The organism is Bradyrhizobium erythrophlei (assembly GCF_900129425.1).
Classification (GTDB): domain Bacteria; phylum Pseudomonadota; class Alphaproteobacteria; order Rhizobiales; family Xanthobacteraceae; genus Bradyrhizobium; species Bradyrhizobium erythrophlei_C.
In genome coordinates, this window is the sequence record NZ_LT670817.1 from 2,691,393 (window position 1) to 2,715,868 (window position 24,476).

Sequence of the window (24,476 nt, forward strand, 5' to 3'; positions counted from 1 at the left end):
CCATTTGCCCGCCCCCAAAGCGCAATGAGACCTCATGCCGTGTCCGCAGCGGGGCAGAAAAAGGGAATCTTCGGGTGAGTCCGGGCGAAAGCAGGGCAACGGCGCTGCTCTCGGCGAGTGCGGCCCGGGCATTTCGTTCGCGCAATGTTTTGGAATGGCTGCAACGGGTGTCAGGCAGACCGATCGATGTTATGAGCCTGCCCGGACCGACTTGTAGTCGTTGCGATTCCCGAGTCCGGGGCGACGATCGCAATGCTTAAAGCCTTATCACGAGTTCGTGATCGGAGAAGTTTCGACGTAACAAATTGAAAGATCGACCGAATTGCAGTGTGGGAGCGCGCGTGCGCGAACGTGAAGACGAATGGACCGGTCTGATGCGGTCGGCCATGTCAGGCGACAGTGCGGCCTATCATCGTCTGCTCAAAGCCGTCACGCCGGTGTTGAGGGCGGCGGCGCGCCGCGGCTTGGCGCGGGCAGGCCAACCGGTCGATCAATCCGAGGATATCGTGCAGGACATTTTGCTGGCGGTGCATCTGAAGCGGCATACTTGGGACGCCAACGCTCCGTTCGCGCCCTGGCTGTTTGCGATCGCCCGCAACAAGCTGATCGATGCGCTGCGCCGTCGCGGCCGGCGGATTTTCGTCAACATCGACGATTTCGCCGAGACGATCCCGAGCGAACCCGCAGCGGAGACCGCGCCTGCGAGCGAGGTCGCGGCCCAACTGCAATCCTTGCCGGCGCGCCAGCGTGATGTGCTGCAGTCGATCGCGGTCGACAGCGCCTCGATCAAGGAGACGGCGGCAAAATTCGCGATGAGCGAGGGCGCGGTGCGCGTGGCGCTGCATCGCGGGCTCGCCAACCTCACCGCCAAACTACGGGAACAGTGAGAATGGAGACCGATCAGCTCATTCGAACGCTTGCCGCCGATAACGCGCATCGCGCACGGCCGGTCGGGTTCGTGCTGGCGCTCGCATTGCTCGCCGCGGCGCCGGTCTCGGTAGGAATATTCTTCGCGGGGCTGGGCGTCCGTCCCGACGTCATGACAGCGATGCATAATCCGTTTTTCGATCTGAAGTTTGCGGTGACCTTGGCGCTGGCGATCTCGGCGATAGCCGTCAGCCTGCATTTGGCGCGGCCGGAGGCCTCGCTGCACGGCTGGGCGTGGCTGTTGTTGATCCCGGCCGGGATTCTCGCCGCCGGGATATCGGGCGAGATGATGATGCCGCAGCGGCTGCCGATGATGACACGGCTGGTCGGCAGCAACTCGCGGGTCTGCATGATGGCTATTCCGCTGATGTCGCTGCCGCTATTGGCGGCAGCACTGTTCGGCTTGCGGCACGGCGCGCCGGCGCGGCCCGCGGTCGCCGGCGCGATCGCCGGACTGCTTTCGGCGGGGTTGGCGGCGACGCTGTACGCCTCGCACTGCACCGACGATTCGCCGCTGTTCGTCGCGACCTGGTACAGCATCGCCACCGCGGCCGTTGCCGCGATCGGCGCGCTGGCGGGATCGAGGGTGCTACGGTTTTAGCCGCCGGGGCCGCCCGTTGAGTGAACCGAACCTCGCCCTGCGGACCTTCGTCGCGCGCCGATGATCGCTATCAGTAGCGCGCAACGACGGGATTGTTGATGTGATAGTTCAGACCGGTGCGGAAGATGTGTTCCTGCACCTGGGTCTCGAACTTCCAGTATTCCCCGGGAAGCGCATTGGAATCGGACGAACTGCCGAGGTCAACGTAGAGATATTCGGTCTTGGCGGTCCAGTTTTTGCCGAACAGGCCGAACAGCTCGAACGGGCTTTCGATGCCGGCGCCCGCGGTCCATCCGGTGCTGGTATGCGAGAATTCAACGTTGGTCGGATGTCCAAGCGCATAGACGACGTCCGTCTGCACTCCGCCATAGGCCAGACCGCCGGTGGCGTAGAACAGGGTTGATCCGACCGAATACCCGAGGCGTGCCCGCGTGGTGCCGAACCAGGGCAGCCGCTGATCGTACGTGACCGACTCGGTCGGCGCCGTAGAACAGATATACTGGCAGGCATGGTCCTTCTGCGTCGATCCCTGGATGTCGGTCTCGACGCCGAACACCCAATTTGCGGCCTGCCAGTTGTAGCCAATCTGGATGCCGCCGAGGTAGCCGGCGGGGCTGAGATTGAACACCTCGTCAAAAACCGGCGCTCCGCCGGCCGTCGCGGATACTGGGGCCGAACTCTTGTCGATGGCGGTTCCGAAGCCGCCATTTCCGCCGATATAAAGGCCTGTCCAGTTCGCCGTGGGCGCCGACGCGCCGTAGCTTCTGCCGCCAATGCGATAGTTCAGCCCGGCGCGAAAGATATGTTCGCGAATATCGGAAGAGATGGACTGGCCGGGCAGAACGGTAAACGGCAACGCACCGGATTCAGTCCCGAGGTCGGCGTAAAGATATTCGAGCTTGCCGGTCCAGTTGCCGCCGAGCGCGGCTTCGACGCCGCCGCCGAGGGTCCAGCCGGTGCGGGTATCGCTGATGCCTGCGCTGGCTTGGCCTCCGGGCCCCGGAAGGGATTCGTTAATGGATGTCTTGACGCCGCCATAGGCGAAACCGCCGGTGACGTAGCCGAGCACGGGGCCGCTGGCGAGCCCGATGCGGCCGCGAACGGTGCCGAACCAGTCGAGTTTTTGGTCAAATCGCGCAAAGACGCCGGGACTGGTCGGCTGGCAATACAGCCCGCAGGTCCGGTTGTCCTCGATGCCTGAGCCTTGGAGATCGGCCTCGACGCCGAGCACCACATTGTTGAATTGCCAGTTGTAGCCGATCTGACCGCCGCCGACCGCTCCGGCAGCGCCGAACCGCGATCTTTCCGCGATGGCGATAGCGCCGTCCGGGACAATCAATTGGCTGAGACTGCGTCCGAGGCCGACGCCGGCGTTCGCACCGAAGTAGAAGCCGGTCCAGTCGTAGACTTGGGCGGCCACCGGGGCCTTATAAAACGGCGCCTTGGCGGGCAGATCCGCCGCTTGCGCGCCGACAGCGCTCGCCAGCAATGCGGCGGAGACAACAATCCGTTTCATTCAATCACCCGTTTCATTCGACCGCACAACGCGATGCTTGAGCCCCTGACTAATCGGGACCCGCTTCGTCGTCTTGGACCGGGCGAGAATGATCTATGGTTGAACGGCACTCCTGGTTCGAATTGAACGGGTTGTGGCTTTCATGCGACAACTGTCCGCGGATTGTTATTGCAGGAAACAGGGGCGAGTTTGACCAATCGTGACGAAACGATAGCGCTGAGGCTTTCAAGTCGATCTTTTGAGGGACCTGACAGAGAGGAGGCGTTTTACGAATTGTATGGCAGGGAAATTCTGAAGTTGGATATCGAACCGCTGCAGGATGAGCCGATCGAAGTCGAAATCAGGTTGCGCGCGCTGCCCGGACTGGCCATCGCCACCGCAACGGCGTCGCCCATTCTCTGTTCTCACACCACCATGATGATCGATAACGACGATCCCGTTATCGTCGTCAATCAAAGCGGCTCGGCGACCTACAAGCAGAACGGCCATGAAACGAGCTTAGGTCCCGGTGACGCCATTCTCACGACCAACGGCTTGGCCGGCACCGCGTTTGGCCACACCGCAAGGCGCATTATCAGTTGGCGCGTCAGTCGCGCGTTGATTGCACCCCTGGTTACAAATTTTGATGAGGCCATCGGCAGGCCGATCGACAAAGGCAACCCGGCACTTCCGTTTTTTTTGAGTTACCTCGACGTTTTGAACGACAGGCAACCGCTGGCCGATCCGGGGTTACGCCGGGCTACGGTGACGCATATGCTCGATCTCGGCGCGTTGATGCTGGGTGCGAGGGCGGACGCGGCGGAGGTCGCCAACAAGCGCGGCGTGCTGGCCGCGCGCATGCGGAGCATCAAGGCGCAAATCCTCTCCGAGATCGGCAACCCGTATTTGACCGCGGCCACCGTCGCCACCAAGCACGAAATCTCGACGTCCTACGTCCGCAAGCTCTTTGAAACCGAAGGAACGAGCTTTACCGAGTTCGTCCTCACTCATCGCCTTGCCGCAGCCTATCGAATGCTGACGGACCTGCGATTCATCGATCGTTCGATCAGCCGCATCGCGCATGACGCAGGATTCAATGACATTTCCCACTTCAATCGAAGCTTCCGCCGCGTCTACGGGGCGTCGCCCACAGACGTGCAGCGAGAGGTGCCGCGTAGTCTTTAGCTTTCATCGGGGGCAGAAATAAAACCCTCGGTTTCCGGAGGTTTTCGAGCAATCCGTCAGCGCGTATTCGCAATCTCACGCCGCCGGCGCCGCGATCTGCTGCATGCGATGGAAGCGCAGCACCTGCTGTGCGGTCGAGGGACGCAACCGTTCGTAGGTGTCCTTGCAGGCTTGAAGATCGGTCGGCTCCATGCGCGAGAGATCGTCGCGCATGTTGATGATCGCTTTGACCGTTGACCACGACATTCCCGAAACCTTCGCCAGGATCATTACGCCCTCGGCGCGGGTTTCCAGCATCATATTCTCTGCGACCGACAACGAGACCTTGGCGAGTGCTGCGATCGCTGCGTTGGCTTCGTCGAATTTGCCGGCCTCGGCAAATGCCGCTACCTGAAATTCGTCGAGCCGGCCGTCCTCGTATAACGACTTGACGAGCGCATGGGCGATCGCGGTTTCCCGGGTGATCGCCGAGGGCGCGGAACGCGCCAGCCACGTCGCCTCCCGCACCGCGGTCGGCACCTCGCCTGCCTGGTGCGGGTTGGCAGCCTGGAGTCGCTCCCGCACCGTCACTGAGGCCTTCGCGAGCAGTTTCAAATAGAGATGCCGCGGAATCGTCGGACGCATAGCGACGCAGGTTGCGAGATTGTCGTCACCCTCGGCACGATCGATCAGCCGGGTGAATCCGCGTTCGGAGAATTCGGCGCCTGGATTGTTGACGGTGCTGTGGATCACTTCGTCATTGCCGCGCAACACCAGCACGTCGGTCACTGCCCCGCTCAGCACCCTGCGCGTCGAAATCGCCATCAAATGCGCCTGGCTCTTGTTGCGCGCAGTTTCGATCAATGCGTCGTCGTCAAGCCGCTCCGATCTGGAAAGCACCGGGGCTGCGACTTCTATGAGATCGTCGAACGCCAGCGCGCGAATGGTGTGGGGCGGCGCGGTGTCGATCAGCGCGAGACGATTGGCGAGCAGTGCCTTGGCGGAGGTCTCGATGTGCTCCATCAGGCACTGGAAGACGTCGTCGAACAATCCGATTTGTTGATCCGAATAATCCACCGCGCCATTGATGAAAAGATCGGTCACGCGGCGCAGGGTTTCGACCCGGCGCGCGACGGTGCCGTGCGCGAGCGTGGTCTGCAACTCGTCGAGCAGACTTTCGGAAGGGGCGGATTTCGAACTCATGACTCTGATCCTGGAGCGTTCGGGCATTATAGGCTGGAGACGGTTTCTCCGTCCTCGGTAACGAAAGTGTTCGGTTCAGGCACTGGCGATGCGGTTGCGTCCCCGTGCCTTGGCCGCGTAGAGCGCGCTGTCGGCGCGCGCGAGAAATGTGTCCGGGGTTTCATCCGGTTGGAGCGTCGCGACGCCGGCGGAAATCGTCACTCGCATGCCGGGCGAGAACGCGCTCCAGTCGAGTTCGGCGATGATCGCCCGCAGCCGGTCGAGGATGCGCGCGCCGGTGTCATCGGGCGCATCCGGAAGTATCAGCAGAAATTCCTCGCCGCCGTAACGCCCGAACCGGTCGATGTTGCGGATATTGGCGAACACGGTAATGGCGAACGTTCGGAGCACTTCGTCGCCGGTCGGATGGCCGTAGGCATCATTGATGCGTTTGAACCAGTCGAGATCGATCAGGGCGATCGAGCAGGGGCTGCTGGTGCGACGGGCTCTCCTGATCTCGTCATCCAGCATCCGCATAATGCAGCGGCGGTTGAAGGAACCGGTCAGTTCGTCGAGTTCGGCGAGTTCTTCGATGCGCCTGTAGGCTTCACCAAGCTCGACCCCGCGTCTGTATAATTTCTTCCGCAATGAGTCGCCGTAAAGCCCGACGAATGCGCATTGCCCGATCGTGAGAACGAAACACAACGCTGCCGCCAGGCGTTCCGTGGCCGTAGCGACCGGCAGCCCAATGGGAATCCGGGTAAGCAGGAAAATCGGCGCCACGCCCGCGGCCGTGAGAGTCCATGCGATGGTAGCCTGACGCGTGGTCATCCGGAGCGCTGCCACTCCGAAAATAAGAAACAGGACGTTTAGGAAGGCGTAGCCAATCTCGGGCGCAGCCAGCAGAAATCCGAGTTGCACCATGACATGGGCGGCGACCTGAAATACCGTGAGGTAGTGATCTTCGAAACGATCGTTGATGTGGGTTTCGGACAGGACGGCGAAAAGCCCGATCAGGCTAACGCCGGCAACAAAAAAAGCCGATGGGATCAGGATCGTGATCGCCCCGGCATAGGCGTAAATCAGCAGGACTGCCGCGCCGAGCCCGTAACTTACGATCTGGACTCCATACGTATGTCGGCGATGCGCGACGCGACGCGACATGTCCAACGGCATTCCATTGGCGAGCGCGACCTTGCCGTCAGAGCCCTGACCTTCAAGTAGTGAAGCCGCGCCGATCATGTTCCGCCGTGCTGGAATGCATCTGGCGGAACTTTAGCGAGAAAAGCCTTTAGGTTTGGTATCTTTTGCGGTCGATTTTCAGCCCGACAAGTCGCCATTGCCGTTGTTTTCGCAGCGGAAATTAGCCGGAACCGGGCTGGGTGATGCAATGCCGCATTTGCCGGCGGCAGCAGCGCGGATGGCCACGCGAGTTGCTGTTTTGTGAACCAAGCCTTGATAAGGTTGCCAGCCGGCATCGCCGGGCATAATGAAAGTATTTCCGTATTATGGTACCAATTTCTCGGTCGCGTCCGCTCCCGGCTGTTCGAAGGCTGCTAAAAGTCCACGTTTTGTGCGCTACGTCACAGATGCGGGCGGGCTATTGCGATAATCTTAAGAATCTTGCCTTTGCAATCGAACCACCCGCCCACCAAACCCGACCAACCCTGCGAGACGGCCATTGAGTGCGACACAGGCGGCTTCGGACGACGTCCTGATCGCTCGGATCGCTCAAGGCGACCGCCTCGCCATGCAGGTGCTGTACGGACGGCACCATGTCAGGGTGTTTCGCTTCGGGCTTCGGCTCGTGCGGGACGAACAGGTCGCGGAGGACCTCATCAGCGAGGTTTTTCTCGATGTGTGGCGCCAGGCTGGCAAGTTCGAAGGTCGATCCGCCGTTTCCACCTGGCTGCTGGCGATCACGCGATTCAAGGCGTTGTCCGCGCTGCGCCGCAGGAAGGACGTTGAACTTGACGATGAGGCCGCCAATGCGATCGAGGATGGCTCCGACGATCCCGAAGTGGCGGTGCAGAAGAAGGATACCAGTCAAGCGTTGCGCAAGTGCCTGACCGCACTTTCGCCGGAGCATCGGGAGATCGTCGATCTCGTCTACTACCACGAGAAGTCCGTGGAAGAGGTGGCTGAAATCGTCGGCATACCCGAAAACACCGTGAAGACGCGCTTGTTTTACGCGCGCAAGAAATTGGCCGAACTGCTGAGGGCAGCCGGCGTAGAGCGAGGCTGGCCATGATGGCGACGCGCAAAAAAATGCTGGAGCAAGAGCCCGGTGAAATGGAAATGCTGCTGCCGTGGCATGCGGCCGGCACGCTGAATGCGCGCGATGCCCGCCGCGTCGACGAAGCGCTCGCCCGCGATCCCGAGCTTGCCAGGCAGTACACCGCGATCCGCGAAGAGTATGCCGAGACCATCGGTCTCAACGAAAGCCTCGGTGCGCCGTCCGTGCGCGCGATGCAAAAGCTGTTCGCGGCGATCGACGCAGAGCCGGCGGGCAAACCATCGGCGTCGCTGAGGTTCTCCGCGCGGATCGCGGAGTTTTTCGCAAGGCTCTCGCCGCGGACGCTGGCTTGGTCGGCGAGCCTGGGCGCGCTGGTGCTATTGTTGCAGGCCGGCGTGATCGGCGCTGAGCTGATGAAGAACGAGGCCGCCACCTACCAAACGGCGTCGCTGAGCACGAATGAACCCATCACCCGCGCCTTGGGGCCGGAAGCGCCGCCGCGCGCGCTGGTGCGGTTTGCACCCGAGGCGCGCGTCGCCGATATCACGGCACTGCTCGACAGCTATCAGGCCTCGATCGTCGACGGCGCCAAGGGTGGCCTGTTTCGGCTGCAATTCGGCAACAAGCCGATGGCGAAGGATGAAATTGCCGCTCTGATGAGCAAGCTGCAAAGCGAGAAGATTGTCAGTCTCGCGGTGGCGACGCCTTAAGCCGTGTAAGGCTTCCCAACATACCGCATCAACCCGAGGTCTCATGATCCACGATCGTGCCAGTTGGCGGACTAGGATGCGGCTTGCTGCATTGGTGTTGACCGCGGCGGTTTTGCCGCTTGCATCCTTTGGCTCGGCGGTCCAGGCGCAAAGCATCATGCGCTCACCGAGTATCAACATCGGGTCGCGCATGCCAACCATTAGTCCTGTCAACCCGGGTATCGCGGGAAGGGCAGTCATCGGAATCGACCGAATGACACCCAATCTGAGGACGCGTCCGCCCTGCAGCTACGCCTATCGCGACAGCGATGGCGAGTGCTCGGATCGAGCGGTCTCGTCGACCGGTAGCGGCGGTCCGTCGGCCAAAAGCGCGGGCAATGGCCCGCGCCGCAACGTTGCGCAGACGGCAGCCAACCTGCGCACGATCGCAGGGGAAATCGTGGCCGAGATCGACGGCTCGCTGTCCGACGCGCAGGCCGACGCACTGGCGCGGCGTCACGGCCTCACGCGTCTGGCATCGCAGAATTTTTCGTTGATAGGCGGCACCATCGGCCTGTTCCGCGTCACCGACCGCCGCACAGTAGAAGCCGCGAGCCGCGGACTCGCCACTGAGGCCGGCGTCGGTTCGGTGCAGCCGAATTTCCGTTATGTGCTGCAGGACCAGAACGCAGCATCGACCGAGGGCGATCCCGCTCAATATGCCAACGCGAAACTTCGATTGCCCGAGGCACATACCCTGGCCCACGGCGCCAATGTCACCGTTGCGGTGATCGATTCCGGAATCGATCTCAAACATCCGGAATTCGCGAACGCGATTACCGACTCCTTCGATGCGCTCGGCGGCAAGGAAGGTCCACACGCCCACGGCACCGGCGTTGCCGGCGCGATCGTGTCGCACGCGCGGCTGATGGGAAGCGCGCCGGCGGCTAGGATCTTGGCGATTCGGGCTTTCGGCATGGCGCTGAACGGGGCGGAAAGCACCTCCTACGTGATCCTGAAGGGGCTCGACTACGCGGCGGCGCACGGCGCACAGGTCGTCAATATGAGCTTCGCCGGTCCGAAGGACGCGCTGATCGAACGCGGTATCGCCGCTGCCGCCGCCAAGGGCATGGTGATGGTCGGGGCCGCCGGCAATGCCGGTCCGAAATCGCCGCCGCTGTATCCCGCCGCCAACCCGAACGTGATTGCGGTCAGCGCCACCGATGCCCAGGACAAGCTGTTTCCGGCATCGAACCGCGGCGGCTATATCGCGGTATCGGCGCCAGGGGTCGATATCTTCCTGCCGGCGCCGGACGAAAAATATCAGATGACGTCCGGCACCTCGTTTTCCGCGGCTTACATCAGTGGCCTCGCGGCCCTCGTGCTGGAGCGCAATCCTGCGTTGAAGCCGGATGAAGTGCGCGCGATCCTGATGAAAACTGCCCGCGATCTCGGCTCCCCCGGCCGCGACGATCTGTTCGGCGCCGGCGAAGCGGATGCCTATGCCGCGGTGTTGGCCGTCGCCACCGCACCAGCGATGCCCGTCGCCGCGGTTCCGGATACGGCCGCTGCTGAAAAAGTGTCGGACCGTCAGCAGGTTCCTGCAACCAGGGACGTGAACCAGCCCTCAGCCATGGCGTCCGACAAGCCGGCCGTTGATGCCGCCAATCGTCCTGCCGCGCAGTAATTTTGCATCCAAAAAGTCCTGATAAAAGAGTTAAAAAAACCGCAGTTGGTTTGAACGTGCGGCGCCCTCCCGCGACTAATTCTGTGTGGGAGCGGTTACCCCTCCCCATCGAGGCTGTATTCGGCGCGAGCGCCCATCCACCCCAAGCGCCCATATGGCTTGACCCGTCCGGTTGTCCCCCCGGACGGGTCTCTCGTTTCAGGCGTGTACTTTGGGCGCGTCCGCGCGACAAAATTGGCAATAATGCCAGCGCGCGAAATCTTACGGCCCCCGCAACCCGTCTATGCAAGCCCGCGGCTTGACCGTGGATAACGAAGAAAACCCCGTATTTTCGCGGTCTGCCGTCAAAGCCGGTGTCGAAGAGCATCGTCCGCTGGACAAAATTAAAGTTTTCCACAACATATCTCGGTCACGTCTGACTGATTCGTCCCCCGTTGCGTCTGCGTCCGTTTTTCCTCCCTACGGGCTGGTTCATGACACATCGAGTAGACGTGGCACGCGGCCGCGACGTGGTCGCGCGGTGGTGCGCTCTTGCTGAGCAGCGGCTGGATTACCTCACCGAACTGTTCGAGACCGGCCGCTGGCGCCGCTTTCATGGCGAACTGGCCTTTCTCGAGAACATCCAGGAGGCCAAGGCCGCGGTCGAAATCTGGCGCGATCTGGCGGCCCGCGAGGCCTCCCGCAATTCCCCACCCGATATCACCTGGCCTAGCGACAGCCGACCGGCGCTGCCGCGCGGCGAGACGTTGCGCGATCGGCCTCGCTGGCTGCAGCGGCAGCCGGTGCAGATCCCGGTTCAAGCGCCGAGGCGCGACGTTTCGATTCTCCCGGAGACCGAAATCGTTTATTCGGACGAAGTGACTTCCGCGCCGGAGTTCACGGCGCCGGCCATGGATCTGAGCCTGGACAACGGTTCGGAGCTGACGCTCGACATCGCCGTGATGCAGGAGCGCTATCCGCTGCTGCGCAACGCGCTCTGACTCCATTCGTCGCCCCCGAGAGCGCGTGCGTTCGCAGGGACAATTAGCGACCTACCTCCTCACCGCGTTCGTTCCGATCACTACCTGCGCAAAACGTTGCGCGCCATCGGCGGATAAATCCGCCGTCATCGGCCGCGCGTGATCGAGCCCGACCACGGCGCCGCGCGGGGTCTCCGAGATCATGTTGTTATTGACCAGCGCCGTGCCCGCGCCGGGCGCCACCGACACGCCGATCCCGACGAAGGCATTGCGGATGACATTGCCAGATATCACGACGTCGCGCAGATATTTGCCCCAGCCGGCGATGATCCCGAATGACGGCGCATTCTCGATCACATTGCCGGTGACGGAAGTGTCGGCCTCGACATAGATGCCGATGCCGGCGTCGTCGTCCGGCGCGGTGCCGATCGGCCGCTTCGGCAGCAGGTTGCGGATGATGTTGCCCTGCACGACCGCGATGCGGCCGCCCTCGTTGAAATTGCAGACCGAGACGCCCAGAGCCGCGCCGTCCACGGTGTTGTTGGCGATCACCGCGCCCTCGAACGAAAATTCGGAATACAGCGCCACCTCGCGGACGTCGCTGACGCTGTTGCCCGTGATCTGGATGTTGGATGCCGAATTGCCGCGCACCGCGGAATAGTCGCAGTTGCGGATCCGGTTGCCGCGCACGATCACGTTGCCGGCGCGAAACGCGTTGATGGCGTTGCCGTATTGTCCGGAGCCGCCGGGACCGGCCTTGATGTCCTCGATGCGGTTGTCGAGCACCTGGGTGCCGTCATCGCCGATGGCGGTGCGCAGGATTTCGATGCCGTTGTCGTTTGTTCCCTGGATGGTGTTGCGCGACACCAGCAGGCCCTGCGCGTCGAACGACAGGATCGCGGTGGCAGCCGTGTTGGTGATGATGTTGCCGCTGACGTCGCCGGAGACGTTCTCGAACCAGATGCCGTTGCCGCCGCTACCGGCGATCTCGCAATCGGTGATGCGGATGTCGCGTCCACCGAGGCAATGCACGAGGCCGCGCCGCGCCGGCAGCGGAATGCCGCCGCCGTCGAGCGTCAGGTTGGTGAGGCCGACGCTGCCGGCACCTTCGCCCTGAAGCATCGACGCGCCACCGTTGAAAACCAGCCTGGTCGCGCCGCGCACCCCGAGGAGTTGCGTGCCGTTCTGCAGCCGAAGCATCCCGGTGCGATAGATCCCCGGCGGCAGCGCCAGCGGCACTGACGCGCGCGCGGCATCGTCGATCGCGCGCTGCAAGGCCCGGGTCTGATCGTCGGGACTGCCGGGCCGCACGCCATATTGCGTGATGTCGCGCCCGAGGCTCGACGTCAGCGTCGCCGTGCGCGCCGCGCCCGGCGACATCGCGAGCGCGCCGGCGACACCGGCGGCGGATGCCCCGATCAGACGGCGGCGAGTGAAGTCCATGATCGCGTCTCCATGCGGATCCGCGTGACGCCTGTCCGCCTTGGTGGAGTAACGCAAAAATGCGTCGGCGCATGCTGAAGGCGAGGGCGCGCGCCGGCGATTGTTGGGGGTAGGGTTAATGGGCAGGGAGCGCAGCAATGCGAAATTCTCTGCTGATGTCAGTAGGGTGTTCCGTCCTTGCGGAAATAGCCGGATGTGGCCGCCCGGAGATCGATGTCTGGATAGAGCGCTTCGTCGTTTTGCAGGTGAGCCGATCCTATTTCGAGAACGCGCGCGAGCGCGCCGGATCGATTCTGCAAATGATGTCCATCGGGATCCCCGGGGAGAAAGGCAGCGCACTCTCCGGCGTGCAGGATTTCCTGGCGGCCTTCGGTCACCAGCACAACTTCTCCCTCCAGGACATATACGAACTCCTCCGCCTCGGTGTGCCAGTGCCGCTGGCTGGACCAGGCGCCCGGAGCCAATTCGAGCAGGTTGACGCCGATGTGCTTGAGTCCCGCCGCGACCGCCAGCCGGCGCCGAATTTTGTCCCGACACGGCGCTGCGAACGGTTCGGGATACCGGGAGCCAGCCGAAACCGGCGCGCTTTGGATATCGATCTTGCTCATCCAGCCCTCCCTTGTTGACCCCGAAGCGGGTTCGGAATCGAGCAGTTCGCACCACGCTTGAGCGTCGCAATCCGTCAGGTCGCGACGGCGCTCTCCCGCATCGCCTGCCTGGTCGATTTCACTATCTCCAGCAGCATGGCTTCGCCGGCGTCGACCAGTTGTTCCAGCGTGATGCGGTGGGTTTTGCCCTTGCGTTGCCGAGCGCCGTCGCGCGCGATCAAGGGCACGTGCACGAACGCGGCAAGGCGGGGACCATCGTCGCGGCGCGTCGCCTCGATCGCACGCCAGCTCAAGTAGTTGCAGAGGTAGCTTCCAGCATCGCGCGAGCTTCGCGCGTCGATGCCGGTGCCATCAGCCGCGCCCAGCAGTTTCGCGGTGTGTGGGCCGAAGGTCAGGGCGTCGGCGCCGCTGATGATCGATCCCTTCCGCGCGCGGTTACGATCGGCATCGGGGAACAGTGTGGTGACGGCATTGCGCGCGCGCGTTTCGATCCGGACATGCGCCGTCCGATCGGCGAGGCCGAACATCAAGAGGGCTTGCGGGCGATATCGGGCGATCAGTTCGGGGAGTTCCCGATCGACCGTGCTGTAGGTGACATGGAAAATGTGGCCGATCAGTTCGACATCGCCCAGCGCCGGCCGGCGCAGGCGCTGCAGCCGCGCCACCAGCGGCGGCGTCGGATTGTACGGTGCGCCGGGAAACGGGCCGAAGCCGGTGACGAGGATACGTAGTTTGTCGGTCATTTTACCTCAGCATCTCCGCGATCTGCTCGGCCGCGACCGCCGGGGTGATGCGGCCATCGGCCACCTCGGCTTCGGTCTTCTTCACTTTCGCCCGGATCGCCGGGTCGGCGCGCAGCCGCGCCATCATCCGCTGCTCCAGCATCGACCACATCCACTTCACCTGCTGCTGCCGCCGTCTTGCCGCGAATTCGCCGGAGGCGTTCATCGCGGTGCGGTGATCGAGGATCTTCTGCCACAGCGTGTCGATGCCTGTCCCCGTCAGGGCCGAATAGGTCACGACCGGCGGATGCCAATGCTCCGAGCGCGGCGTCAGGATATGCAGGGCGCCGCGATATTCGGAAGCCGCCAGATTGGCGCGCTTGACGTTGTCGCCGTCGGCCTTGTTGACCGCGATCATGTCGGCGAGTTCGACCAGGCCCTTCTTGATGCCTTGCAGCTCGTCGCCGGCGCCCGGCAGCATCAGCGCCAGGAAAAAGTCCGTCATGTCGCAGACCGCGGTCTCGGATTGGCCGATGCCGACGGTCTCCACCAGCACGACGTCGAAGCCGGCGGCCTCGCACAACAGCATCGCCTCGCGGGTTTTCGCAGCGACGCCGCCGAGCGTGCCGGACGCCGGCGAAGGCCGGATATAGGCGCTGTCGGAGGTGGCGAGCCGCGCCATCCGGGTCTTGTCGCCGAGGATCGAGCCGCCGGTGCGGGCGGACGAGGGGTCCACCGCGAGTACCGCCACCTTGTGGCCGCGTTCGATCAGAAACATCCCGAGCACATCGATGGTGGTGGATTTGCCGACGCCGGGCGAGCCGGTGATGCCGACCCGGATCGCCTTGCCGGTGTCGGGCAGCAGCCCCTGCACCAGATCGCGTGCGGCGGCCTGATGATCGCCGCGCCGGCTTTCGATCAGCGTGATCGCGCGCGCCAGCGCCGCGCGGCTGCCGGACCGGAGGTCTTTTGTCAGCACTTCGATATCTATGGGAGCATTGTTCGGCAGGGCCATGCTTTTGGTTTACAACGGCAGAGCGGGACAGGCGAGGGGGAGCTGTCGCCGGGCCAACCGCCAATTTCGGATGCAGAACCGCGATCTCGCGGCGCGATACGCCCGAGGTGTGCATGAATTTTCCGCCCTGAAAACAGAGGGCGTAGGGAATGCCGGGCGGTTCACCTCGCCCCGCTTGCGGGGAGAGGTCGGATCGCATCGCAGATGCGATCCGGGTGAGGGGGACTCTCAACGAGTCGAACTCGCGGAGCGAGCCCCTCACCCCAACCCTCTCCCCGTGAAGAACGGGGCGAGGGAGCGCACTGCCGTTGCCGAAAATATCCTGTATTCGATCCACGCCGATCATGCCTTCGCGCAATTACCGATTCAATTCTCAAACAGCCACGCCGAAATGTCTTAGCCGTCATTGCGAGCCAACGGGTCGGCGCGAAGCGCCGCCTGATGACAGGCTTCGCGAAGCAATCCATAGGGCAGCAAGAAAGAATGGATTGCTTCGTCGCTCCGCTCCTCGCAATGACGTTGCAACTCCAGATGTGACTCCGCGATCCCGCGGCGCGATGCGCCCGAGGTTTGCCAATAATCTCCGCCCTGAAAACAGAGGGCGTGGGGAATGCCGGGCGCCCGATGCACCCGCAGCCTCGTGTGCGCTATGGGTAACAAGTATGCACACGAGTATTCACAGCGAGCCATCGGAAAACACCCGACATTCCCGCACGCAATGGTTTACGGCTTATACCGTGCTCTCCCCGGTGATCGGCTTTCTTGCCACCGTCGTTACGCGGATCGCTCCGCCAACTTGACACCAGCGTCGGGGTGTCAGGACCACACGTCTTCGCCGTCCGCTGCAAGCAACGCCCGTCAAGCGCGCCGCCGCGTCCACCGCATCCCGCCCCGCGTCCGTGACGTCGCGAGCCGCCCCTCTGAGTGGGACGGGATGGGGAGGGATATATTGCTGATTTGGGTCAGGCCGCAAGCGATGTTTCTGAAAATCAGAAGTGAGCCAAAATGCCGCAGGGGCGGTTGGCTTTGCGCGCGCGAATGCGCGCCCGATGACAGGCTCCGCGAAGCAATCCATAGGGCGGCAAGAGAGAGTGAATTGCTTCGTCGCTCCGCGCCTCGCAATGACGCAATGACATGGTGGGTTTCGAGAGGCCGTAGCCCGCATGAGCGAAGACCGTATGTCCTTCCCTGACCGAGGCAACTCGCCCTCAATGCTGTAGCGAGGGTTACCCGGATAGGCCGGGTAGAGCCTCAGGCAAGGAGGACGAGTCATGGCGGATTGTAGCGAAGTTTTCGTTGGTCTTGATACCTCGAAGTTGCGCAATGCAGTGGCAATTGCGGAGGGCGGGCGGAACGGCGAGGTGCGGTATCTCGGCGAGATTGAGAACACGGAGGCGGCGACGTGCAAGCTGGTGAAGAAGCTTGCGGCGCAGCATCGGCGACTGACGTTCTGCTATGAGGCCGGGCCGACCGGGTATGATCTGCACCGGTTGATCAAAACCCTCGGCCACGAGTGTGTGGTAGTGGCGCCATCGCTGATCCCGAAGAAGCCGGGCGATCGGGTGAAGACCAATCGGCGTGACGCGCTCAATCTGGCCAAGCTGTTGCGCGCGGGCGAACTGACCGCGGTCTGGGTTCCGGATGCGCGGCACGAGGCGATGCGGGACCTGGTGCGGGCGCGCGAGGCTGCTGTCGCCGACCTCAAATCCAAACGCCAGCAGGTTTTGTCGTTGCTGCTGCGGCTCGGCCGGCATTATACGGGCAAGAGAACCTGGACTAGGGCCCATATGAACTGGCTGGTGAGCCAGAAGCTCGCCCACCGCGAACAACGCATCGCATTCGAGGAGATGCTGTTGGCGGTCCGGCAAGCCGACGAGCGCGTGATCCGGCTCGAGCGGGCGATCGCCGCAGCAGTGACGGACTGGTCGCTTGCAGAGGTGGTGAGGGCACTGATGGCCGTGCGCGGTCTCGATCTCATTTCGGCTACGATTTTTCTCGCCGAGATCGGCGACCTGTCGCGCTTTGCAACCCCGCGCCAATTGATGGCCTATCTTGGCTTGGTGCCGGGCGAAGAGTCGACTGGTGACAGGGTCTGGCGCGGCGGCATCACCAAGGCCGGCAACCACCGGGCGCGGCGCATTCTGGTGGAGTGCTCCTGGAGCTACCGCCATCCCCCACGCGTCGGCAAGAAGAAGCTTGGCAAGGTGGAAGCCGCACCGCCCGCCGTCCAGGAGATCGCTTGGAAGGCGCAGGCGCGCCTGACCGCGCGCTACCGCGCATTGGCACGGCGTGGCAAACGGCCGACCCTCGTGGTGACCGCGATTGCGCGTGAGCTGTCGGGCTTCATTTGGGCAGTCAGTCGCGCCATCGGCGCGCCGACGACGCCGGCGATGTGAGCGCAGCGACAGACCTGACAAGGAGCCAGCGCCGGGCGCAATCCGGACAAATATCGTGCAACGGCGGGGGCGAAGCCACGGCAGGGGAATTCCCGATTTCGCTTTGTGGCCGATCAAACGATCGACGCCCGCGCGTAGACAAGGGACAGCCCCGGACGAAATCTCGGAACTGCGGTTTAAACCCGCGTATCAGAGCTTGATCACCGACGTCTTCAGGCTTCGCCTCCACCCTTGCACGATCATCATTATCGCGCACTCCAGCGAAAATCGCAGGGAGACGATATCTCGCGTTCAAACCACTTGACGAAGGACATCAGAGCGATATGCGGGGTGTAGAGGGACTATGAAAACCCGGATGTCGCTTCGCTCATCCGGGCTACGCTTGCTACCCTCCACGGGCAACGTGTAATTGAAATTGTTCTGGGTGTTGCCCACCGGTTACATGTGCGTGCCCCTTTTCCGCTATGGTGTTTCAATTGAAACCAAGGGGCATTTTATGAAGAAATTAATGGTTGCCGCCGCCATCGTCGCAGTCTCGGCTCCCGCACTTGCTGCGGACTTGCCGGCTGGAACCTATACCAAAGCGCCAGCCGCCGTGGCTCCTGCATACGATTGGTCGGGATTCTATGTCGGCGTTAATGCCGGCGGCGCGTGGAGCCGGGCCGATCTCGGCACGTCCACGATTTTCGACCCCGCTCATCGTGCCGGCTACTTTGGTGATGCGGTCAGCACCAACCTGTTTAACTCAGTCGGCAATCAGCGTGCCAACACAAGCGGCTTCATCGGCGGTGCTCAAGCCGGTTTCAACTGGCAGGTGGACAATTTCGTGGCGGGGCTCGAAACCGATTTTCAGTCTTTCCACCAGCACGGCAGTTCGACGGCAACCGCGATCTACCCCACCGGCGGCGCAGCCGGGGTTCCATTCACCATCTCCCAGTCGTTTTCAACGGACTGGCTATGGACCTTGCGACCGCGTCTCGGGTTTGCGGCCAACAGCTGGCTCATTTATGCGACGGGCGGACTTGCGGTCACTCACCTGAAAGGCAACTTTCTGTTCGTCGACGGGTTCGCGGATACCGAGGCTGCTTCCATGTCTGAGACAAGGACCGGTTGGACTGTCGGCGGTGGCGTTGAATATGCGCTGCTGAACGGTTGGTCGTTAAAGGCCGAGTATCTCCACCTAGACTTCGGCACGGAAGAAATGACGACCCACAACCTTTTGGATTCCGGGACCTTCCCCGTCCCGGGGCAACCATTTACTCATAGGGTCAAGCTGACGTCGGACATTGCTCGCATCGGGCTGAACTACAATTTTGGAACTCCCGGCACCGTGAGGCACTAACCCTGCTGGGGAAACGCTCGGCGTAATCCGCATCAAGTGGAAGTAGCTGTGACGGCGGATCGTTGATCCGCCCTTGTAATGGCGAAATCGATTACGGTCGGTGTGTTCCGTGAGGAACGGCCTGCCGCGGCGTGCATTCCGCGGCCGGCCGCTTCCGTTCTTTCTCCGAGAAGCGGACATTGAACGACGCTTGACTAAAGCCGGCATCGAGCACGCGTCCAGGTCTGGCAGATCATGAAAAGAATCTGCTTCACCCTTACAGATGAGATTTCGGCAGGAGCATGTGAATGCCCTTATTGCCGTCAACAAGTTGGGTCACACGCAGGTTACCCGCGAGCGAGCACAGCATATAAGCTTCGTTGCGCGTCAGATTGGTGCGTGCGCACACGTGTTTGACCATCTCCCGGACGGCCTGCTTGGCAGCATCGTCGAGATATTCGTCGAGTCCGATGGACATCAAATGCGTCGCGCTTTCGGCAAACGGCCAGGTCAATTCCAAGCGATATGCGGGAATTCAGAAGAAGTAAGCTCCCGGATGTCGCTTCGCTCATCCGGGCTACGCGTGCTGCCAGGTCTGCTTCGTGATCGCCTCGCCCGGCCCATAGGTGCGGAGGGCCATGCTGAAGGCGAAGGCGGCGAGTTCTTGCTGAGCCATCGCCGGCAGTACTGTTTCAAAAAATCGGTGCTCTGGATCATCCTTGCGGCCGCAATCGACGCGGGTGCTCCGTATTTCATGACCAACAATTGAAAAAAGATCGCTGATTGTTTGGGCAGCGATCATGTCAAAAATGACATCATCGCACGGTGGCTGGCGAGCGAATAATCATCTCGCCGCTCAAGAGGTCACAAACGTCGCAAATAGCAATCAAGGCCGCCATCGTTGTGTCGCAGCAGCGACATGATGGACGGGTTAGCCCGCCTCTGAACATTTGGTGTCGCTTCTTTTATCTTGCAGCTTGCTCGCGTAACGGATTACCTTTGCTTTGTGCTTTTGTCACCGAAGATCAATTTCGCAAGGAGTCCAGAGCCATGATAAATAGGGTTCGCCAATCTCTCACCGGAGACTTCGTGTCACTCAGTCGCCGCGATTTCCTGACGACGTCCGCCGCTGTTGCAAGTGGCCTGGCGATTACGCCGATCATCGGCCTGGACCGAGCGGCAGCTGCGCCCCTCCAGGAAGTGCGCTTCAGCGAAGCCGTCCATAATCTCGGCTACATCAATCTCTACGTCGGGATGCACGCCGGCATCTTCGAGAAAAACGGCCTCGACATGAAAGTCACCGCCGCCGGCGGAGACACGCAGACCTTTGCGGCTGTTCTTGGCGGGTCAGCGGATTTTGCGATCGGTGATGCGACGATGGCTCAGATTTCCCGGGAGAACGGTGGTCCAGGTGTTGTGGTCGGCACGGTCGTCCAGCGTGCTCACTATTTCGGTGTGTCGAAAACGCTCAAGCCAATCACTGACCCCAAGGACTTCAAGGGCTTGAGGATCGTCACTTCGCCCGAACCGAACACGAATTACAGTGTTGCGAAGCGACTGTTGGAGAACGCGGGCCTGAAGGTCGGCGTGGACGCGACCATCGTTCCGGTGAACCCGGGTACCGAAATTGCAGCCATGCTGGCTGGTCAAGCTGATATTGCCATCGCGTATCAGCCAAGCGTCGCCGCCGCCGAAGCGCAAGGCGCCACGGTGGTGTTCGATTTCTCCAGCTATATCGGGCCCTTCTGCAACACTGGAATCATGGTGCTGCCCTCGACGATCCAGAAAAATCCGCAGATGGTGCAGGCGCTCGTCACCTCGTTTGAAGAAGCTTCGCGCAAAACCTACGCCGATCCCGCGTTCGCCAAGCAGGTCGCACGCAAGGAATTTCCGGACCTTCCAGGTGAGGTTGTCGACAAGGCAATTGATGCTGAGCTCAGATATCTCATTCCGGCTCAATCCGTTGTTACCAAACCGGATCAATGGAAGAATCTGATGGATATGCAGGTCTATCTGGGCAATGCGAAAGGCACGATACCATTCGATCAGATCATCGATAACACGTTTGCGGACAAGGCGGTCGCCAGCCTCAAATGACGGGCGAAGCGAACGGCGTGAGTGCTGCTCAGCGCGTCACTGCCGGAGCGGATGTTGCTCCGGCAGTTCCGCTCGTGGTCCGGCACGTTGCAAAAAGCTATGAAGTTGACGGACGGCTGGTTCCGGTCATTGGCGATCTCAGCATGACGCTCGACACTGGCCAGATCGTCAGCATCGTTGGGCCCTCCGGTTGCGGCAAGACGACGCTTCTGAACACTTTGTGCGGATTGCTGACGCCGGACTCGGGACGTATCAGCTGGTACGGCCAGGAGATCGCCGGCCAGCCGCAAAATGTCGGCTACATGCTTCAGAAGGATCTCCTCCTGCCGTGGCGAACCGCGCTCGGCAATGTGATGCTGGGCCTTGAAATCCGCGGCGTGGCGGCCGGCGAGGCTAGGGACAGCAGCCGCGCAATGCTCGATCAGCTGGGGCTCCACGGTTTCGCTGACCACTATCCTTCGACGCTCTCGGGCGGCATGCGCCAGCGCGTGGCGCTGGCACGGACATTGGTGAACGAGCCCGCCGTCCTGCTGCTCGATGAACCGTTCGCTTCGCTTGATTTTCAAAACAAGCTGCTGATCGAAAGCGATACGGCGAAGCTGGTTCGCGAGCGCGGCCGGTCGCTTTTGCTGATTACGCACGATATCGAAGAAGCCGTATCCCTTGCGGATCGCGTAATCGTACTGTCCAAACGGCCAACGCGGGTCAAGGCGGTCTATGATATCGTGCTCGGCATCGAACGGACCGACATGATGGCGGCGCGCGATAGCCGCGATTTCAGCAAATACGTTCGGCAAATCTGGGCCGATCTTGACGTCGTTTTGCAATGACTGTGGATGCAGAGAGCGGGATGGACCGCGCGACCCACGTGCCTGCACAAAAGCCCACGCCGCCGGCCATCCGGCGCTGGCGCAGGCTGCGCTCGGCCGCCATCGTTCTCATGACACAAGGCGCGATCCTCGCCGTTCTGCTCGGTTTGTGGGATCATGTGACGGCGAACAACAAGCAGGCAGCCTTCATGTTTGGCTCGCCTTCGGCGATCGCAGGCTTTCTCGGTGAGATGGTGCGCGATGGCAGTCTTTGGCGCGATACTTACGTCACCGGACTCGAAACGTTACTCGGCTTCCTGGTCGGAAATTTCGTCGGTACCGTCATTGGACTCTCGCTCTGGTACTCCAGGTTCGTTTCTCGTGTGGTGGAACCGTTCGTTATCGCGCTCGGCTCCATTCCGATCATCGCCCTGGCGCCGATCATCATCATCTGGTTCGGCACGGGATTGATTTCGAAAGTTGCAATGTCGACGCTGTCGGTCGTGATTGTTGCCCTGGTGACGTCTTACAAGGGCGCGGTCGGGGTCGATACCGACCAGATCAATCTGATGCGGACGCTGGGAGCGTCCAAGTTTCAGATTTTTCTCAAGCTCGTGGTGCCGGCCTCGCTGACCGATATCTTTGCCGGACTGAAGCTCACGGTCGGTTTCGCGCTGATCGGTGCGATCGTCGGCGAATTCATGTCGTCATCCGAGGGCCTGGGCCATGCCATTTTCAGGGCGGGATCGCTGTACATCATTCCAAAGGTATTCGCCGCTTTGGTCGCAACGATCGCGCTGGCGCTGCTTTTGACTTTTGTGGTGGGCAGGATTGAGCGCCTTCTTATGCCGTGGCGCCGTATCCATTAAGCAATCGGGCGGGAGCTCAAGATCAGGAGTGAAAATGTCTCAGCGTGTCAGCAAAATCGACAATATCAAATACGCGCTTTCCGGAAATGACCGGTTCGTCGCCAGCGTCGAGCCGGGTGAAACGTTCGTGGTGGAATGCGCGATTAACGTGAACGACGGCACGATCCGGCATCTCGGTCAGCAATTGACCGCGGCTGACGTCACTCTTCCGTTCGTCAATGGGGCGACCGGACCGATTGAAGTGCGCGGTTCGAAAGCAGGCGACATGCTGAAAGTCGAGATCATCAATATGGAGCTCGACAAGCTCGGCTTTACCGCCTTGTGGCCAGGGATCGGAATGTTTCCCGATTGGGTGCGGAGAAAAGAGTTCGGCAGGCAGACAAGGGTTGTCGAGGTCAAAGATAATCTCGTCCACTGGAACGAACACGTCAAGCTGCCCATAAAGCCGATGATCGGAGTCATTGGTGTCGCGCCGGTGCATGGCGCCGTCTTGACCGTCGACAACGGTCCGCATGGCGGCAATCTGGATGTGCAGGAGATTACGACAGGCAATACCGTGTTCCTGCGCGTCAACCAGGAGGGAACGCATCTCTTTCTCGGCGATTGCCACGCCATCCAGGGCGACGGCGAATGCAACGGCATGGGTGCCATCGAAATTGCCGCGACGCTGACCGTAAAAGTGTCGCTCGAGAAGGCGCCGGCCCGGTTGAATCACCCGCGCATCGAAACCTCGACGCATATTTGCACGCTGGGTTGCGCCCGGCCGCTTGAAGACGCCATGCGACTTGCCTTTGAGGAAATGGTCTATTGGATGGAGGACGATTGGAAGATTCCTGCCGCCGAAGGATACATGCTTCTCGGTCAAATTGCGGAAGCGCGATGCACACAGGTGGTCAATCCAAAATATACCTACATCTGCAAGGTCGATAAAAGCATATTATCGAGATATTTCGGCTGACGTTGATGGTGCTGCTGACCTGCTGATTGAAGGCGCTGAGCGATGTCCGATACCGCGAATTGCGGTATCGGACAGGCAGGTGCGCCGTTGCGCGCGCGCTCGAACGCGACGAGCGGATTTTCGCTGAAAGAAGCCGCTTGCCGAGCGGCGTACGCCGCAATTCAAGGCGCAGCTACAAAAACCTCGATGGGAAGCGGGTGATCGATCACATAGCTGCCGAAATTTGGATTATGGCCGTCTGGCTGGGTACGGCGGTCTGCTCCGGTCGCCCGCGCCAACAGTGTATGGCGGCCCGGTTGTGCCGGGGTGATCCAGTCGTATTTCCAGCGGCGCCATGCGTGCCGGTTTACCGGGTCGAGGAAATCGCCCTGGACCCACGATGCGCCGCCGTCCAGGCTGATCCAGATTTCGGCGACATCGGTGTCCGCCGCCCAGGCGGCCCCGAAAATGGTGTAGGGACGATTGGGCTGGAGCCTCTCGTACACACGGGGGCGTGCGATCTGCGACTTCAGTTTCATCTCCGCAAGGGGCCGGCGTACAGGTGTCCCATCGGAATCATCCCAATAGCCGTAGTCGGACGTCTGCCAGTAGCCCTGAAACGGCTGCGTGACGGCAACAATGTCGGTCAGCCACTTGACCGACGCCATGCCGTAATGCCCCGGTACGATGGCGCGCAGGGGATATCCGTGATCGGGCGTCAGATCCTGCCCGTTCATCTGGTAGGCGATCAGCACGTCCGGTTCCATCGCCCGCGCCAGCGGGATGCTGCGGGCATACGAGATCGGCCCCGGGGGCTTTGGCTCTTCCTTCGGCACGCCGCGATCAGCGCCTTCGAGCACCAGTTCGCACACCTCGTCCGCGACTCCGGCGCGCTCCAACAGCGCGGAAAGGGGCACACCCGTCCATTCGGCGTTGCCGACCGCACCGAGTTCCCATTGTGCGCCCGGCACCGGCGGCACCATGAATACGCGGCTGTTGCCGGCGCACTCCAGCGTGGCGACGCATGTCCGTGAAGGCATGGCGCGGATATCGGCGTAGCTCAGGCTTAGCTCGTTCCGCACGGCGCCGCTGATCGATAGCCGATAGGCGACGGGGTCCATCTCCGGCGTGGGGAAATGACTGCGTATGTAAAACAGTTCGGACGGCGTGATGAACTCGTCGAGCTGATCGAATGGCATTTCGAGATTATTCGGGTCTTTTTGCCGGATGATCAGGCCAACGGGACGTATCGCCGTGCCGGACCAGTTCCCAGATTTCATATCCATCGCTAGGTTCTCCTGTTGGGTTTCGAAGTGGAA

Annotated in this window: 23 protein-coding genes and 1 pseudogene; 13 read left to right on the plus strand and 11 right to left on the minus strand. The window is 61.7% G+C overall.

Annotation, left to right across the window (positions count from 1 at the left end):
• Positions 1–341 precede the first annotated feature (341 nt).
• On the plus strand, positions 342–887 hold the full coding sequence (locus B5527_RS12430) for a sigma-70 family RNA polymerase sigma factor (protein ID WP_079607239.1): 546 nt from the start codon (positions 342–344) through the stop codon (positions 885–887).
• Positions 888–889: 2 nt separating this feature from the next.
• Positions 890–1,528 (plus strand): NrsF family protein, encoded by a 639-nt coding sequence (locus tag B5527_RS12435; RefSeq protein WP_079601555.1) that lies wholly within the window; start codon positions 890–892, stop codon positions 1,526–1,528.
• 70 nt (positions 1,529–1,598) lie between these two features.
• Here the strand turns inward: B5527_RS12435 and B5527_RS12440 are convergent, their stop codons facing one another.
• Positions 1,599–3,044: an outer membrane protein gene (locus B5527_RS12440; protein ID WP_079601556.1), complete on the minus strand. Its 1,446-nt coding sequence runs from the start codon at positions 3,042–3,044 to the stop codon at positions 1,599–1,601.
• 273 nt (positions 3,045–3,317) lie between these two features.
• On the opposite strand from B5527_RS12440, the gene B5527_RS12445 reads away from it, so the two are divergent.
• Positions 3,318–4,208, plus strand: coding sequence for an AraC family transcriptional regulator (locus tag B5527_RS12445; RefSeq protein ID WP_276329327.1), 891 nt, complete (start codon positions 3,318–3,320; stop codon positions 4,206–4,208).
• Positions 4,209–4,283: 75 nt separating this feature from the next.
• Here the strand turns inward: B5527_RS12445 and B5527_RS12450 are convergent, their stop codons facing one another.
• From B5527_RS12450 to B5527_RS43755, 3 genes are all read right to left on the minus strand, one after another.
• The gene (locus B5527_RS12450) at positions 4,284–5,390 is read right to left on the minus strand and encodes a DUF2336 domain-containing protein (RefSeq protein ID WP_079601558.1); all 1,107 of its coding nucleotides are present in this window, start codon (positions 5,388–5,390) and stop codon (positions 4,284–4,286) included.
• Between the two features lie 75 nt (positions 5,391–5,465).
• Positions 5,466–6,611, minus strand: coding sequence for a GGDEF domain-containing protein (locus B5527_RS12455; protein ID WP_079601559.1), 1,146 nt, complete (start codon positions 6,609–6,611; stop codon positions 5,466–5,468).
• Positions 6,612–6,689: 78 nt separating this feature from the next.
• A complete protein-coding gene (locus B5527_RS43755) occupies positions 6,690–6,857 on the minus strand; it encodes a hypothetical protein (RefSeq protein ID WP_154072185.1) in 168 nt (55 codons plus the stop codon).
• 193 nt (positions 6,858–7,050) lie between these two features.
• On the opposite strand from B5527_RS43755, the gene B5527_RS12460 reads away from it, so the two are divergent.
• The 4 genes from B5527_RS12460 (at position 7,051) to B5527_RS12475 (ending at position 10,961) form a co-directional block, all read left to right on the plus strand.
• Entirely contained in the window at positions 7,051–7,620 is a 570-nt protein-coding gene (locus B5527_RS12460) for a sigma-70 family RNA polymerase sigma factor (protein WP_079601560.1), read from the plus strand.
• Positions 7,617–8,315 (plus strand): hypothetical protein, encoded by a 699-nt coding sequence (locus B5527_RS12465; protein ID WP_079601561.1) that lies wholly within the window; start codon positions 7,617–7,619, stop codon positions 8,313–8,315. Before B5527_RS12460 ends, B5527_RS12465 begins: the two co-directional genes overlap by 4 nt.
• Positions 8,316–8,358: 43 nt before the next feature.
• On the plus strand, positions 8,359–9,981 hold the full coding sequence (locus tag B5527_RS12470) for a S8 family serine peptidase (protein WP_079601562.1): 1,623 nt from the start codon (positions 8,359–8,361) through the stop codon (positions 9,979–9,981).
• A gap of 473 nt (positions 9,982–10,454) precedes the next feature.
• The gene (locus tag B5527_RS12475) at positions 10,455–10,961 is read left to right on the plus strand and encodes a TIGR03809 family protein (RefSeq protein WP_079601563.1); all 507 of its coding nucleotides are present in this window, start codon (positions 10,455–10,457) and stop codon (positions 10,959–10,961) included.
• 51 nt (positions 10,962–11,012) lie between these two features.
• Here B5527_RS12475 and B5527_RS12480 read toward each other — a convergent pair whose 3' ends face one another.
• The 4 genes from B5527_RS12480 to meaB form a co-directional block, all read right to left on the minus strand.
• The gene (locus B5527_RS12480) at positions 11,013–12,383 is read right to left on the minus strand and encodes a TIGR03808 family TAT-translocated repetitive protein (protein WP_079601564.1); all 1,371 of its coding nucleotides are present in this window, start codon (positions 12,381–12,383) and stop codon (positions 11,013–11,015) included.
• A 158-nt stretch (positions 12,384–12,541) separates the two neighbouring features.
• A complete protein-coding gene (locus tag B5527_RS12485; RefSeq protein ID WP_079601565.1) occupies positions 12,542–12,991 on the minus strand; it encodes a cupin domain-containing protein in 450 nt (149 codons plus the stop codon).
• A 74-nt stretch (positions 12,992–13,065) separates the two neighbouring features.
• Positions 13,066–13,734: a pyroglutamyl-peptidase I gene (locus tag B5527_RS12490; RefSeq protein ID WP_079601566.1), complete on the minus strand. Its 669-nt coding sequence runs from the start codon at positions 13,732–13,734 to the stop codon at positions 13,066–13,068.
• 1 nt (position 13,735) lies between these two features.
• Positions 13,736–14,728, minus strand: a complete 993-nt coding sequence (meaB, locus tag B5527_RS12495; protein WP_079601567.1) for a methylmalonyl Co-A mutase-associated GTPase MeaB — start codon at positions 14,726–14,728, stop codon at positions 13,736–13,738.
• A 1,271-nt stretch (positions 14,729–15,999) separates the two neighbouring features.
• Between meaB and B5527_RS12505 the strand changes: the two genes are divergently transcribed.
• Together B5527_RS12505 and B5527_RS12510 are read left to right on the plus strand one after the other, a co-directional pair.
• Positions 16,000–17,124 (plus strand): IS110 family transposase, encoded by a 1,125-nt coding sequence (locus tag B5527_RS12505; protein WP_079601220.1) that lies wholly within the window; start codon positions 16,000–16,002, stop codon positions 17,122–17,124.
• A 409-nt stretch (positions 17,125–17,533) separates the two neighbouring features.
• Positions 17,534–18,466 (plus strand): outer membrane protein, encoded by a 933-nt coding sequence (locus B5527_RS12510; protein WP_245332589.1) that lies wholly within the window; start codon positions 17,534–17,536, stop codon positions 18,464–18,466.
• 256 nt (positions 18,467–18,722) lie between these two features.
• Here the strand turns inward: B5527_RS12510 and B5527_RS12515 are convergent.
• Both B5527_RS12515 and B5527_RS12520 read right to left on the minus strand, forming a co-directional pair.
• Positions 18,723–18,965: pseudogene (locus tag B5527_RS12515) on the minus strand (acetamidase/formamidase family protein); the annotation flags it as partial.
• Between the two features lie 57 nt (positions 18,966–19,022).
• Entirely contained in the window at positions 19,023–19,247 is a 225-nt protein-coding gene (locus B5527_RS12520; RefSeq protein WP_079601569.1) for a hypothetical protein, read from the minus strand.
• Between the two features lie 287 nt (positions 19,248–19,534).
• Between B5527_RS12520 and B5527_RS12525 the strand changes: the two genes are divergently transcribed.
• The 4 genes from B5527_RS12525 to B5527_RS12540 are packed head-to-tail and all read left to right on the plus strand — an operon-like array spanning position 19,535 to position 23,178.
• Positions 19,535–20,542 (plus strand): ABC transporter substrate-binding protein, encoded by a 1,008-nt coding sequence (locus B5527_RS12525; RefSeq protein WP_245332590.1) that lies wholly within the window; start codon positions 19,535–19,537, stop codon positions 20,540–20,542.
• A complete protein-coding gene (locus B5527_RS12530; RefSeq protein ID WP_079601571.1) occupies positions 20,539–21,372 on the plus strand; it encodes an ABC transporter ATP-binding protein in 834 nt (277 codons plus the stop codon). Before B5527_RS12525 ends, B5527_RS12530 begins: the two co-directional genes overlap by 4 nt.
• A 20-nt stretch (positions 21,373–21,392) precedes the next feature.
• Positions 21,393–22,220 carry an ABC transporter permease gene (locus B5527_RS12535; protein ID WP_245332591.1) on the plus strand — a complete coding sequence of 276 codons (828 nt, stop codon included), beginning with the start codon at positions 21,393–21,395 and terminating at the stop codon, positions 22,218–22,220.
• 34 nt (positions 22,221–22,254) lie between these two features.
• Complete coding sequence (locus tag B5527_RS12540; RefSeq protein WP_079601573.1) at positions 22,255–23,178, plus strand: acetamidase/formamidase family protein; 924 nt, start codon at positions 22,255–22,257, stop codon at positions 23,176–23,178.
• Positions 23,179–23,339: 161 nt separating this feature from the next.
• Here B5527_RS12540 and B5527_RS12545 read toward each other — a convergent pair whose 3' ends face one another.
• Complete coding sequence (locus B5527_RS12545) at positions 23,340–24,443, minus strand: sulfite oxidase (protein WP_197689300.1); 1,104 nt, start codon at positions 24,441–24,443, stop codon at positions 23,340–23,342.
• Between the last annotated feature and the right edge of the window lie 33 nt (positions 24,444–24,476).